This is a genomic window from Weissella soli (assembly GCF_001761545.1).
Taxonomy (GTDB): domain Bacteria; phylum Bacillota; class Bacilli; order Lactobacillales; family Lactobacillaceae; genus Weissella; species Weissella soli.
On record NZ_CP017326.1, the window covers coordinates 1001366 to 1014826 of the forward strand.

Below are 13461 nucleotides of genomic sequence, written 5' to 3' on the forward strand. Positions count from 1 at the left end.
CTCATTCATTCCTCAACCTTTTTATTTTTAATGATATATATTTTTTGATTCACTAATAAATTACGTCATCCATATACCCAAAGAACTCGTCATCGGGTTCGATTACAACCTTAGCATTAGGAAACTCAGGCAGTATCCCATAGTAAACTTCAAATGGATCGTTAATATCAGCATTGCGAACATCACCAGCATCCGTTTCGATGTCCGAAACATGATATTTACCGGCCTGCTTAAAGTAGTTTAAAGCGTCGTCATCATCACTTTTCAGATTAGTATCCCACCAAAACAGAACATCCTCGTTGTCATACCTTGCTTTAATTTTAAAGTCCATCTTTTCACCTCGTTAGTAATTGGGGTGATTTAATGTACTACTCTTAAAAACCATTTTTCTACTTGGTGCGCTTATCCTTCATAACAGTCATGATCGGTCTTACCTCTAATGATATTTTTTTCTGTCCCGAAGTAATACCCTTGCTGAAGACAAACGGACAAACTCTTAGTAATTCTTGATTTTCGTAACGAGTCTATTCTTTCAACAACTATCTCAATCCTTTTGGAAAAGAAAAATCGCATAATATTTGCGTAGATAACAAATCCTAAAATATAGAGTACAGATTTATATCCTAAAAACATTATTTTAACACGATCATAATATTGCCGATTGCTTTTGTATGATGCGAAAGTATTGATCCCTGCAGTATAATCATCAATCGCAATCTTGTAATTACAAGCTTTGATTTTTTTTAAGATACTTTCTAATGCCAACAAGAGCTCTGGATCATTCTTCGGTGTGTGTTCAGTAATCTCAATTATCAATTGATGATGGTATTGAGAAAAGTACTCTAAAAATTGGAAAGTTGAGCCAAATCGGAATTGATCAATATCTATATTGATGGAAAATTTGATATTTGGATGCTCTTTTATCTGCTGTTCCAGCTCTAACTTAAACCAATTCATGTATTTGTTATATTTATTTTCATTTTCAAGTATTTCATGAAAGATATCTGCAGGAAATTTTTGCGTTTTCATTGATCGCAGTAAAACTTCAAATTCCTCAAAACCAACCGCGTTTTGACCACAAATTCTTACTATAGGTTGAAAAACTAGATAAAAATGTTCTGATTCATCCATTTTTTGATACGCTCTCTCTCTATAGAGACTAAACACTTTTTAAGGGCATCATTTTTCAGAAGTAGACAAATGCATTTAACTTAGCTTAAAAATTTAATGTTTGTTCTATTTAGATTAAAATAGTTTATCCTTATCGAGAAGCAGCGTATCCAATGAAATCAAATACTATACTGTCCTTAAAGGAAGTCATTGTTGTCTAACCTCGGCAATTCTTCTGTAATTTTCTTTTTGGAATTTCTTTTGTTCATACATTTTTAAATCGGCAGCATCTATATAATAGTTCAAATCATGATTCATAGTATCTTCAGCGAATGCTTCCCCCATAGACACTGAGATTCCTAATTCATCAAGATTACTTATATTACTTTGAATCGTTGCTTGAATCATCCGGAGAGTTGCAAACGTTATGTTTGAAACTAACACTAAAAACTCATCCCCACCCCAACGAGCAATAACTGCCGACGAAGGAAATGTTGATTTTAGCAAATTACTGAAATCTACTAACACTCGGTCACCTGTAACATGTCCATAAGTGTCATTTGAATTTTTAAAATTATCTAAATCAAAAATCAAAACCCAAATTTTTTTATTTTCATTTTGAACCATTTTGTAGTAATCAGAAACTTTACGACGATTAAATATATTTGTTAAAGGATCTTGATAGATCAATTCAGTAAATCTTTCTTTTTCTTGAACTGAATCTGAAATATCTGTTGTTACACAACAAATCGCGTATATTTCGCCATGATTATTTTTCACTGGAGAATAGGTAGTATACAAATATAGATCTTGTCCATCATTTTTCAGAATATCCTCGGAAGTTTGAAAACCCAATGATATTGCGGCATTCACATTATCTTTGAATGCTTTCATATGAAGTGGTGTGAGATATTTGGATACATTTTCTCCTAATTTAGGATGTAATTTATAATACTTATCCATGAATTCAATGTTTGATTCATTCATATATAAGTAATTAAATTCTAGATCAACGATATAAAAGCTACCATTTACTAAAATTTCAAAACTATCTTGATATAACGCGCTTTGATTTTCGTATTTATTAAAAAGTGAAAAAAATCTTTTAATACCCAAAAACAGGAATATTAATATACCCACTAATAGTAGATATATTATATTTGTTCCAATACCATCGAAAAACTCCGTATAAAGTAACACACCAACGAGCATTGTCAAACCAATGCTCTGACCATAGATATGCATCAGTAATTTATTACGATATTTTTTTGTAGTTAAATTTGTTTTAAACATAGTTCGTTCCCACCAAAAGTGATTTGATTTCTCTAAACAAACATTTAATATCCTGCAAATCAAAAATGAATCGAAAGATATGAGATGTTTCATAATATTACTAATTTAAATGTGTATGGAACTTTAATGTTTTTCAACTATTAGAATAAATTCTCCTTCTAACTATCTAATAATATTATAACTTATTCATCATCTAATTGCCCTGCACTAAACCACCCCCCTCGAGTTCTAAAACTCAAATTATCATAATAATTGCCAGTACCGCCTCAATAAACGCTTGCGAACATTCGTTACTCATATGACACCTTTCTATCTTATATCTCAAATTAGTAACTTTTAAATTTAGCTTAATTTGACATCTAATGGCATCCAACCAGCTACACCTATTAGTGATGATAACTTATTAAAAAAACTAGGAATTAATATTGACTATTTAACTGCCAATAATGTGTTAAAATTAGCTTTCTTATTCCATATTTTTGCTAATCAAGCTAGATTATCAGCAGATACTAATGGTAATTTTAGCCGTTAAAATTTTAAAGAACCCTAATGATTTTGGCACACGCGGTGATTCATATAATCTAACTAGTGGTGATATTTATTATATTCAACAACTAGCAAAGGATCTTCAAAGTAACGCTTTTAGAAACAAAATATGTAACCATGTAGTATTGGATAAAGATGTTAATGTATCAATTGAGAATAACAAAGTCTTTATCAATGGTATCGCTATGGATAATTTAAAACCTGAGGATGTCTATCAAGATATCAATAATCAAACTTATATTGATTTTCGCGATGCATTTCAACAATTAGAAAAAGCATCTATTAGTTATGCTAATACTGCTAAATCCGCAGGTGTTATTTCAAATTATTCTGATATGAATAATCGTTATATTGATGTTTCGGGAGTAGCACCTGAGACGCAATTTATTTATGTAACTGTTCCATTTGAGTATTTAAATAGTCCTCAACCAATTACAATCAAAGGAATATCTAATTTGTTGACTGGTCCAACTATCGCACAACCATTCACACTGATCAAGGGTGGCACTATCGTCACAAATCATGGCGCAAGATGTTAAAACAAAACCGCATTATCTACAGCATGTCGCGTCGTGCGACCGCTCTAGATAATGCGGTTATGGAAAGTTTCTTTAATAAACTAAAAGTTGAAATTGGTGCACTGAACAAGTATTCACCCGCAAAAGAATTGATTGATGTGATTAATAATTGGATACGGTATGACAATAACGCACGCATTCAAACAAAATTAAACGGCCACTCACCGGTAGAATCCCGATTGTCACAGCCGATACCATTTTATGCAAGTTCCTGCCGTATTAATTTATTTTTTTACGATTAAAGTGTTATTAAATGGATCTGTGATCCGCAGCGTTGTCTCATCAACAACCTGGCTGATAGCTTGATCCCGTAACATCGCAAAATAATTTTCATCAACCGCCACTTGCCAGTCAACTAAGCCCGTCTCATCACCTTGTCGCATTTCCACCGCGCTACCTAACCACGTGTTATATGCGTGGTGGTGATGGTACTGATTGTGTGAATAGAAATGGGCACTGTCGGCGATAGCGGCCGTCATGTCCATGCCTAGCAACTCCAAAAAGAAATGATCACCCGCTGCCAGATCACCGCCAACAAAATGAACGTGGCCAATGGTGGTCCCAGCTGGGAAACCAGTCCATACATCTTTTTTCTGGGCTAGCAATGCCCGTACATCCACATCGTTAGTGCCCATGGTCACTAACCCATTGTCCCAGTACCAACTTTCCTTTGGCCGATCATGATATAGCTCAATGCCGTTACCATCTGGATCATTTAGATAGAACGCTTCACTCACATCATGATCACCCGCACCCAACGGATACTGAATCCGAATCAAGCGCTCGACCAATGCCGCTAAACTAGCCGTGTCGGGTAATAACACGGCAAAATGATACAGCCCACCGCGTTGTGCTGCAGGTGCCACACCACCAAAAAGAATGTTCAAAAACGGCTGGTCACTTGCCGTGAAGGCATATGAAAATTCGTGTTCAGCGACCTGCTGTTCAAGCAAGCCTAGAATATCACGGTAAAATATACGCATGGCATATTCGTTTTTTCCTTGCAATGTCAGATGCTCAATCTTATATGTAACGTTCATGATGTCTCCTTCAAGTACATGCGTCCAATTTTTCTCTGCGGTTTATCTTAAAGTGGCGGTATTTGATACCCAGCACTAAAAGGCAAATGACAGACACTTGTTTAATTCTATAACATCCGGCTGCTTTTGCAATTGAAAAAGGCATGGCCTTCATCCTGATTTTCATCCCTAGTCCACTACCAAAAAGAAAAAATACCAGGAACCACGATGGTGGCTGTTGGTATTTTTTACCGACTAATGTTTTAAGGTGTTTTCTAAATATTCTGGTTTGCCAATAAAGTAGCCTTGGCGATTGCCAACGTAGAACAGATCAGCTAATTCCACACCTTCAATGGCTTCGATTTCAGTCAGATCAACGGTGACATTGCTGTCTTTGCTTAATCTAACCCAGTCACCAATGTTGTGGTAGAACCAGTCACTATCGCCACTCTTTTGAAATTTCGACAGCGGGATTTTCACACCGGATAACATCTTCAGATATTTTTTTACTTTTTTATAGTACTTCATATCTGGGCTAACCTGCTCTAAAATGACCTTGACGCCCATCTTTTTGCTTAATCGTAAATTTCGTGTCAATCTACTATGCATGACGGGACCAATGGTTTTGGTTGGGTCAATTTGAAATTCAATATGCACATTCATGGGGTAAATCTCACCGGTGAGCCAGTCAATAAAATAGACATAGCGCGGATCGACCAACTGGGTTAAGCTGATGTTAATGGCTAAAAAAGCATCTGGATATTTGTTCTCTATCGAGCTCTTATTGAGCAAGTAGATAATCTCGCGCAACGTGAATTTGGCGATATCTTCAGGCAACGACCACTTAGCGTCAGCTGCATCATACTTGCGTAATAACGCTTCATAACCCGAAACATGACCATCTTTATCGACAATTTTCTGAAAATCGAAGCGGTATTGATCGATACCATCCATTGTTTTGGGGAAGATACCATTCTGTCGCCGCGCCCAAATGTAACTGACCATGATTGCAATGGCACACGCGATGAAAAATATGAGAGCTATGATAATCAGTACTTCAATCAACATATTTACTCCTTTTTCAAACTTTTTCTAATAGGGCTAACCCATGCACCAGAGCTTGTATTTTTACCCAAAAAGGCCTTCAATGCCGGGATGAACGTTGTGATAATTGTTAATGGATTGACCATCCAGAAAAAAAGCATGTAGAGAGGCGCGAAAATGAAGTAACGCATTTTTGCACCACGGCTATCCAAGATGAGGGCGGCCAACAATTGTAACGTGCCGGCAATTAATTCAAAGGTAACAAAGATAAATGACATGACAAATCCATGCCAAACTCTTTCCATGTTGCCAGTTGCCAAAAAATAGAGCATCAAAGCAATAAAGATAAATGAAGAAATGAAAAAGAAAAACGACCAAACAATTGAAAAGGTGGTGTCAACAAACATCGAAAAAACGTAGCGGTATTTAATCGGATGACGAATGAACATTCTAAAGTTTGTTAACCAAACTTCTGTCCCGCCTTGTGCCCACCGCTGTCGCTGCTTATAGAGTTGCGGCAGCGTTTCTGGCACATTCATGTGGAAAATAATGTCCGGTGCAAAACGCGGTACAATGCCAAACATCAAATGATCCCAGGCAATACTAATATCTTCTGTGCTACGATCTTGACGAAAACCGGCCACGTTGATTAAGAATTCCTTTTTATACATCGTGTTGGCGCCACTATAAGCGTACATTGAATCGTTCACCGCCGTTTGGCTGCGCTTGATCACGCCAACAATGCTCGAAAATTCTACTGTTTGTGATTTCCCTAAAATTGTGGTTCGATTTTGAACATCCATATTAGCCGTCACTGCAGCAGTGTTCACATCGGTCTCATCAATGAAATAATTCATATACTTCATTAAGGCATCTTTTTCTGGAATCGTATCCGCATCATTACTGAGAATATATTCACCTTTTGCGAAGAAAATTCCTAAATTGAATCCATGTGCTTTTCCCTGATTCTTTTGTATATTTAGCACCCTGAGTTTTTGATATTTTAATTGTAATGTCTTTAATATTTGTAGCGTATTATCTTTGCTACCATCATTAATCACTAAAATTTCGTAGTTATCATAATTTAACTGCGTGGCTAGATATTCAATAGTTTCTGCGATCATTGCTTCTTCATTATGGGCCGGAATCATGATCGTAATTAGAGGTTGTTCTTCCGGCGTCAGCATCCGAAAATGCTTCTCTTTTTTGTTTTTCTTTAGCAATTTGTAACTTAGCGAACCAAAGAACCAAAATAATGCACCAATAACCGGATAAAGACACAAAATCAAAAAAGCAACCGTGATTACATTGTGTGAAAAATTGCTTAAGAAAGCCCCGTTACTGAAAAATAGATCATTCATCAGTCGTACGCTCCCTTCCATTTATAATTTGTGATAACTCCTTATTAGCCAAATTTTTATCAGGTGTTACATCATAATATCGAACATTGAAACGAAACGCTTCATCGCCGAATCTTTCCGACATAAAATGACTTGCTCGTTTTTGTCGTTCAATACTGTCAATCGCAGCAAACGTTGGCCATTTTTCCACAAAAGACTCTCTGCGGTTATTTTGAACAATGGTCATTGTAACGGTGTATGTAAGCGTCATAAAAGCTGCAAAGACGAAGATAATTATTAATAGGTTTATCAACTTAATGCCTTCTGGATACATCCATATTTTCCAACCAATACGCCCATCAGAAGTTAAGTACAGATAGGTACCTATTGTGATGGCGGATGGGATAATGAAAAGCACCCAACCAATGAGCGCATAAATAATTTGCTTAACTTTCAAAAGATAGTGTCCTTTTTCGAAGAACAAGTCTGTATAACTATAATTAATATCTGGATTTTTTTGATTTCTTTTTTTCATAAATCTCAACTCTTTTGCACTAATACTTTTCTGAATTTACACATTTTAATAACTCACGGTTCAATGTTTATTTTACTATCTGATCACCTAGATTATTATAATACTCGTAATCCGTGAAACTTCTAATTAAAGTGCTATCCGTCCTAAAATAATAGCCCTGCTGCTGGGAGACAGATAATTTTTTCATGATTTTTGATTTTCTTAATGTATCTATTTTTTCAACCACAATTTCAATCTTTTTTGAAAATAAAAACTTGACAATATTCACATAAATCACTAAGCCTATTATGATCAATATTGATTTATATCCAAAGAGCGTGATTTTGATTCTGTCATAATATTTTCTATGTTTTTTATAAAGAAATAAAGTATTAATACCCTCATTATAATCATCAATTGCAATATTAAAGTGATGATTTTTGATTTTTTTCAAAATATCATCTAACTCAATTAATAATTTAGGGTTATTCTTAGGAGTATGTTCGGTAATCTCAATAATTAATTTTTCATGGTATCGAGAGAAGTACTTCAAAAAATGGAAAGTCGACTTGAACTGAAATTGGTCAACATCTATATTGATCGAGAATTTTATGTCTGGACACGCTTGCATTTTCTTCTCTAACTCTACTGTAAACCAGTCAATATATTGGTTATACTTTTGTTCATTTGCAAGTAGTTCATAAAACATATTCGCAGGAAATTTTTGAGTCTTGATCGACCGTAACAACACTTCAAATTCTTCAAAAATCAATGTGTTTTTATTACTGATTTTGACTATCGGTTGGAAAACCAAATAAAAATGTTCTGATTTCATCATTTTCGATACGCTTTCTTTTTAAGGTTGAAACAACATTTTTAACTGTCATATACTTTAATTCGGCGAAAGTGAATGGATGGGTTGAATCCCAGCTTTTAAAATTCAATACTCGATTCACTTAGATTAAAAATGGTTTACCCTTATCGAGAAATAGTGTATCCAACGGATTTAGGTATATACTGCCTTTACTTATATTATGAACCAGTGCGATCATTAATGATAGCTATTACTAACTATACCAAGCTAAGAAATCCTTTTTTAGAATTTTTATGCTTGTACATTTTCTTATCAGCTAAGTCCAAATAGTAAGTTAAGTCATGTTCTTTAGTATTGCCAGCAAATGTTTTCCCAATTGATACTGACACACCATAATTTTCAATCTTATTCATTCTTTTCTTGATTGATTCTTCAAAGTCAATTGTTTTTTGATATGAGATGTCCCCCGGTACAATCGCACAGAACTCATCCCCGCCTGTGCGAGCAACGATTGCTGATTGTGGAAATTCCGTTGCCAATATATCACTAAAATTTACCAGCACCTGATCTCCAGCAATGTGTCCATAAGCATCGTTTGCATTTTTGAAATTATCCAGATCAAAGACAAAAAACCACACCTTCCGATCCTCTTTTTGAATATTTTGATAATAATCAACGATTTTGCGTCGATTAAATAGATTCGTTAAAGGATCTTGATAAATCAATTCTGTAAATTTTTCTTTTTCTTGCACTGCATCAGTTATATTTGTCGTGATACAACAGATGGCATAAATTTCACCCTTACTATTTCTTACAGGTGAATAAGATGTATCCAAATATATATCTCTACCTTCAAAATTTAAGATGTCTTTTGAGGTATGAAAACCTAATGAAATGGCTGCTTGCACATTCTCTTTAAACAATTCAATATGCGGATCTGCTAAATATTTAGACACATTTTCGCCTACTTTAGGATTTAATTTATAATACTGATCCATGAATTTTTCATTTGATTTATTCATATATAGATAATTAAATTCCAGATCGACAATATAAAGGCCAACATTCTCTAGTACCTCAAAGCTATCTTGATATAACCTACTTTCATTTTCGTAATTATCAAACAGCAACAAAATTCTTTTAATGCCCAAAAATAAAAATAATAGCGTACCTAATAGTAACAAATAAATTATTTTGGTCCCGCCACCATTAGATATTTCCAAAAATAGCAGCACACCAATAATAATTATTAAGGAGAGACATTGACCATAAAAATGAGTGAGTAATTTTTTACGATATTTTTTTGTTGTAATATTTGTTTTTAACATCGGATTCACCAACCATTGTTTAATTTTAGAAAAATCATTTATTATTCTCTTGATTGTAACCTACTTTACAAAATATGATATATTTCATAAAATGTGAATTTATTCAGTTCCCCCTACAATACCTGTTTTAATTAGCAATGCAAACAAAAAGGCTATAGCATCCATGAGCGTGGATGCTATAGCCTTTTTACCTCTTGCTCACCTAAATTTTCGTCAGAAAATCATGGCCAATTATTCTAATAGTGTTCTCTGGTCACTCTTGAGGTTTTTCTAAATCGGCTGCCCCTCGCGCTGCAAAGTTTGATTTAACTCTGTAAACAACATGGGGTATAAATAGTCAATCACGCCTGCCATGATCAATAAATCTTGGTCTTGTCTATTTATTCATTAGGTAAACTTGGTTTCCTCACATACAGGATAAAGCTAAAGCAAGCCTCAAAACAATGTACATTAAATCAAAAATGACCAATCTTTAAATAGCTAGTTTGACCATATGAATGATTATCTGATCGCCTGAAACAGTACCAATTTATAAACAAATTAACGGTTACTAACAAACTGCCTCTCCGTTAGTAACCGTTAGTTATATTATTCTTTGAATTGCGGTACTCGTACCATAAATACTGTCCCCTGTGGTTGATTATCAGTTACTGTAATCGTGCCTTTTAATCGTTTCACATAAGATTCAACAATTGACAAACCTAATCCAGTTCCAGGCACAAGCTGTGATCTTGATTCATCAATGCGATAAAGTCGTTGAAAAATTTTTTCACGTTCATTTTCCTTGATGCCAACACCTTGATCAGCTACCCGTAGCATGATATCGTCCTTATCGCTAGATAAGCGAATATTTATTTTACTTTCAGTTGGTGAATATTTTTCCGCATTTAGGATCAGTTCATCAATAATATGTTGCCATGCCAATTTATTGGTTTTAACATTCAATGCATCCGGCGTATCAATTTGCAGCAGATGTTGACTCGTTTTTTGTCGTTCAATCACACCCTGTTGAAGCAATTTGGCTAAATCAACATTTTCCATTGTTACTGTTTGATTTTCGAGCCGCGATAATTCAAGTAATTCTTCAATCATGCTTTTCATGCGCTCAGTTTGCTGTGTAATGTAGTACATGGCTTCTGGGATGATTTCCGGATTTTGTTCACCATGTTTTTTGATTAAATCAACATTCCCTTTGATTGCAGTGATTGGTGTCCGTAATTCGTGTGATGCATCGGCGATAAACTGTTTTTCCCGGGCCAACTGTTCCTGACTTTGCCGCAGGGCTTGATTAATCACAGCCGTTAAAGCTTGTACTTCATTAGAGGCCCTTTCTGGTATCCGCAGTTTTTGTGGGTTTTTAGTGATTTGTTCTGAAATATCGAGCAACGGTTCATTCAAACGCTGAATCAATCGGCGTAATTCAATGACACCAAAGATTAGCATAATAATCAGTAAACTAGTTGATACAATTAGCAGCGTAAGTATAGCATGCCATATTTGTCCAAAATCCAACCAAATTTCGTAACGTGTTCCCTCTTTATCGACAGTAGTGGCCTGGTAATAAATACCATGATCATCAACCTGTCTAAAATGGGTAAACGGTACTTTAAATATTTTGTGTGTTAAAAATTGTTCTGTATCATTAGCGAAATAATACCGACGATGATGCGTGACACGTACCCGCACATTCTTATCGACTTCAGAAATTTGCTCCCACTTTTTAAAATTAGGCACACCATTATTGGTCGATTGAACCAAAACCTTCATCACTTCTTCAGCATCGTTGATACGACCACGCACAAGTTCAGTGGTGACTGTCACTTGCATGATCACAACAAACAGGAATATCGTGATGCCAAAAAATCGCAATAAAGCAACTGTCAACAGCGTTGCTTGACTGTTTGGTTGCCATGGATGGATTTTGATTTTTTTTAAGACACTATCCCACCATTTAACTTTTTGAGTTTCTTTCATCATCAACTCCTGCCATACGATAACCAACGCCACGAACGGTTTCGATGTTTAATGGTAATTCTGCGAGCTTATTCCTCAAGAATCGAATATAGACATCAATAATATTAGGTTGGTTATCATAATTGTCTTGCCATACATTGGTTAAAATTTCATCACGCGTAACCACTTGTTGAAAATTCTGCATCAAATAAAATAACAGGTGGACTTCCCGCGCTGTTAAACTGATACGCTGGTCATGATAAACAACTTCGTGAGTGGCTCGGTTGACAAACACATTACCAACTGTAATACGATCCAATGCGTTTTTTTGTTTGCGAAGTACCAGTCTGATCCTTGCAAATAGTTCTTCAATTTCAAATGGCTTGGTGATATAGTCGTCAGCACCCTGATCCAAACCGATGACCTTATCACTAACATAATCACGTGCCGTCATAAAAATTACTGGTATGTTGGATGTAGTACGAATCCGCTTTAACAGACTTAACCCATCTAATTCTGGTAGCATCCAATCTAATAAGATGACTGAAATCTGTGCGTCTTTCTGCCAAAGATGCCAACCTTCAAGCCCTGTCATCGCTTGAATAACTTCATAACCTTCAAACATTAATTCCCGCGATAAAAAGCTCTGTAAAGCAGCTTCATCTTCAATAACCAAAATTTTTGTCATAATCTTCCTCATCTTAAGTATTTTAGCATAATTTATTTACTTATTTTATGATCACCAATCAAACGATTCGTAATAAACATTGGCCTTGCTAATACCATGATCTTGGAGAAAATTTTGCCAATGATTGGTCATCGCATGCGGTCCTGCTAATAGATAAAGGGCATCACCCTGCATGACACTGGCCACTTGATCTGACTTAAAACGACCAATTTGAAAAATAAAGTGAACGTGGTCCGACTTTACTGCCCTTAGTTCATCGACATAAATGGCATCCTGTTGTCGCTTACTTGAATAAAGAAATGTTACTTGACGCTTTTGCTGAATAGCGGCTTCTAATACTGACATAAAAGGTGTAATACCAATACCACCAGCAATAATAATCAAGGGTGCCTGCGCATGATGCCCCCGTAAAAATTGGTGATATTGTCCAAATGGTTTGGATAACTTAACTTCAACTGCCCGTTGCACAGGGTTTAGGTTCTGTAAAAGCTTAGTGAAGTCGCCATCACCACGAATGGCGAGCTTCAAAATATGTTGCTCATTTATCGTGTTCACAATTGAAAAGGGGTGCGCTTCACGCAGCCCCCGGTATTTAGGGAACCGAATGAATACCCAATCTCCTGGCCGCCAACGGTAATTATCAGGAACACGTATCACTAGTTCCTTAATATTATCAGCGATGGTTCTTTTTTCAATTAAATAGGCTCTTTTTTCAAAATGTGGCTGAATTAATTTGTAGTACAAATAATAACCAATTACCAAAATTGAAATCATGTTAAATAACATCATAAAACCGTGCAAGCGACTAATATAGCCAATCAATTGGACGTGCAAGAAAATTGCAATGACCCCCACTACATTTAACCGATGTAGCCACACACTCAATTCGTGTGTAATAACATGGCCAATTTCTGTTTTTATTTTGTTCAGGATCGGAATTCTACGGGTGATCCAGCCAGCCATCATAACAATTGAATATGCTAAAATACCCGAAAAAATGTATAAACCAATATCACCAGTTAATGAGATTAAGCCACCTGAATGAACCAACATCTTATGGAGCCATGCTGAAAAAACAGCCATTAAGGCAATCATTCCATGCATCATATAGACTTCGGGTAGCCCAATTAACCGGTCTAGCCAGTGTGGACGAGTACTAAGGTACATACTTAACAACATCCAAACATATGCAATTAATCCTAACTCAATTCCTAGCAAACTATGCTTAAATTGG

The 13461-nt window shown here is 35.5% G+C and carries 14 protein-coding genes; 2 read left to right on the forward strand and 12 right to left on the reverse strand.

What is annotated here, in order from left to right:
• Window positions 1-52: 52 nt before the first annotated feature.
• The 3 genes from WSWS_RS04800 to WSWS_RS04810 form a co-directional block, all read right to left on the reverse strand.
• A complete protein-coding gene (locus WSWS_RS04800) occupies window positions 53-331 on the reverse strand; it encodes a hypothetical protein (protein WP_070230215.1) in 279 nt (92 codons plus the stop codon).
• Between the two features lie 71 nt (window positions 332-402).
• Window positions 403-1131, reverse strand: a complete 729-nt coding sequence (locus tag WSWS_RS04805; protein ID WP_070230216.1) for an EAL domain-containing protein — start codon at window positions 1129-1131, stop codon at window positions 403-405.
• Between the two features lie 186 nt (window positions 1132-1317).
• Window positions 1318-2403: a sensor domain-containing diguanylate cyclase gene (locus tag WSWS_RS04810; RefSeq protein ID WP_070230217.1), complete on the reverse strand. Its 1086-nt coding sequence runs from the start codon at window positions 2401-2403 to the stop codon at window positions 1318-1320.
• A 512-nt stretch (window positions 2404-2915) separates the two neighbouring features.
• Here WSWS_RS04810 and WSWS_RS04815 point away from each other — a divergent pair.
• A complete protein-coding gene (locus tag WSWS_RS04815) occupies window positions 2916-3488 on the forward strand; it encodes a hypothetical protein (protein ID WP_070230218.1) in 573 nt (190 codons plus the stop codon).
• Between the two features lie 59 nt (window positions 3489-3547).
• Entirely contained in the window at window positions 3548-3769 is a 222-nt protein-coding gene (locus WSWS_RS08320) for an IS3 family transposase (RefSeq protein WP_418382545.1), read from the forward strand.
• Here WSWS_RS08320 and WSWS_RS04825 read toward each other — a convergent pair.
• From WSWS_RS04825 to WSWS_RS04865, 9 genes are all read right to left on the reverse strand, one after another.
• The gene (locus WSWS_RS04825; protein WP_210726292.1) at window positions 3752-4567 is read right to left on the reverse strand and encodes a VOC family protein; all 816 of its coding nucleotides are present in this window, start codon (window positions 4565-4567) and stop codon (window positions 3752-3754) included. The genes WSWS_RS08320 and WSWS_RS04825 overlap by 18 nt on opposite strands.
• A gap of 234 nt (window positions 4568-4801) precedes the next feature.
• Entirely contained in the window at window positions 4802-5614 is an 813-nt protein-coding gene (locus WSWS_RS04830) for an EAL domain-containing protein (protein WP_070230221.1), read from the reverse strand.
• A 2-nt stretch (window positions 5615-5616) separates the two neighbouring features.
• Window positions 5617-6951 carry a glycosyltransferase family 2 protein gene (locus WSWS_RS04835; RefSeq protein ID WP_070230222.1) on the reverse strand — a complete coding sequence of 445 codons (1335 nt, stop codon included), beginning with the start codon at window positions 6949-6951 and terminating at the stop codon, window positions 5617-5619.
• Window positions 6944-7465 (reverse strand): hypothetical protein, encoded by a 522-nt coding sequence (locus WSWS_RS04840; protein ID WP_070230223.1) that lies wholly within the window; start codon window positions 7463-7465, stop codon window positions 6944-6946. Before WSWS_RS04840 ends, WSWS_RS04835 begins: the two co-directional genes overlap by 8 nt.
• 67 nt (window positions 7466-7532) lie before the next feature.
• The gene (locus WSWS_RS04845) at window positions 7533-8282 is read right to left on the reverse strand and encodes an EAL domain-containing protein (RefSeq protein WP_070230224.1); all 750 of its coding nucleotides are present in this window, start codon (window positions 8280-8282) and stop codon (window positions 7533-7535) included.
• A 233-nt stretch (window positions 8283-8515) separates the two neighbouring features.
• Window positions 8516-9586: a sensor domain-containing diguanylate cyclase gene (locus WSWS_RS04850; protein ID WP_070230225.1), complete on the reverse strand. Its 1071-nt coding sequence runs from the start codon at window positions 9584-9586 to the stop codon at window positions 8516-8518.
• Between the two features lie 588 nt (window positions 9587-10174).
• Window positions 10175-11560 (reverse strand): sensor histidine kinase, encoded by a 1386-nt coding sequence (locus tag WSWS_RS04855; RefSeq protein WP_070230226.1) that lies wholly within the window; start codon window positions 11558-11560, stop codon window positions 10175-10177.
• Window positions 11538-12227 (reverse strand): response regulator transcription factor, encoded by a 690-nt coding sequence (locus WSWS_RS04860; protein ID WP_070230227.1) that lies wholly within the window; start codon window positions 12225-12227, stop codon window positions 11538-11540. Before WSWS_RS04860 ends, WSWS_RS04855 begins: the two co-directional genes overlap by 23 nt.
• 51 nt (window positions 12228-12278) lie before the next feature.
• The gene (locus WSWS_RS04865) at window positions 12279-13394 is read right to left on the reverse strand and encodes a ferric reductase-like transmembrane domain-containing protein (protein WP_164699446.1); all 1116 of its coding nucleotides are present in this window, start codon (window positions 13392-13394) and stop codon (window positions 12279-12281) included.
• Window positions 13395-13461: the final 67 nt, after the last annotated feature.

Coding starts and splice junctions, on each gene's coding strand:
- WSWS_RS04830 (WP_070230221.1), bottom strand. CDS start 5,614: ATGTTGATTGAAGTACTGATTATCATAGCTCTCATATTTTTCATCGCG.
- WSWS_RS04845 (WP_070230224.1), bottom strand. CDS start 8,282: ATGATGAAATCAGAACATTTTTATTTGGTTTTCCAACCGATAGTCAAA.
- WSWS_RS08320 (WP_418382545.1), top strand. CDS start 3,548: ATGGAAAGTTTCTTTAATAAACTAAAAGTTGAAATTGGTGCACTGAAC.
- WSWS_RS04825 (WP_210726292.1), bottom strand. CDS start 4,567: ATGAACGTTACATATAAGATTGAGCATCTGACATTGCAAGGAAAAAAC.
- WSWS_RS04860 (WP_070230227.1), bottom strand. CDS start 12,227: ATGACAAAAATTTTGGTTATTGAAGATGAAGCTGCTTTACAGAGCTTT.
- WSWS_RS04810 (WP_070230217.1), bottom strand. CDS start 2,403: ATGTTTAAAACAAATTTAACTACAAAAAAATATCGTAATAAATTACTG.
- WSWS_RS04855 (WP_070230226.1), bottom strand. CDS start 11,560: ATGAAAGAAACTCAAAAAGTTAAATGGTGGGATAGTGTCTTAAAAAAA.
- WSWS_RS04840 (WP_070230223.1), bottom strand. CDS start 7,465: ATGAAAAAAAGAAATCAAAAAAATCCAGATATTAATTATAGTTATACA.
- WSWS_RS04835 (WP_070230222.1), bottom strand. CDS start 6,951: ATGAATGATCTATTTTTCAGTAACGGGGCTTTCTTAAGCAATTTTTCA.
- WSWS_RS04850 (WP_070230225.1), bottom strand. CDS start 9,586: ATGTTAAAAACAAATATTACAACAAAAAAATATCGTAAAAAATTACTC.
- WSWS_RS04865 (WP_164699446.1), bottom strand. CDS start 13,394: ATGTACCTTAGTACTCGTCCACACTGGCTAGACCGGTTAATTGGGCTA.
- WSWS_RS04805 (WP_070230216.1), bottom strand. CDS start 1,131: ATGGATGAATCAGAACATTTTTATCTAGTTTTTCAACCTATAGTAAGA.
- WSWS_RS04815 (WP_070230218.1), top strand. CDS start 2,916: ATGGTAATTTTAGCCGTTAAAATTTTAAAGAACCCTAATGATTTTGGC.
- WSWS_RS04800 (WP_070230215.1), bottom strand. CDS start 331: ATGGACTTTAAAATTAAAGCAAGGTATGACAACGAGGATGTTCTGTTT.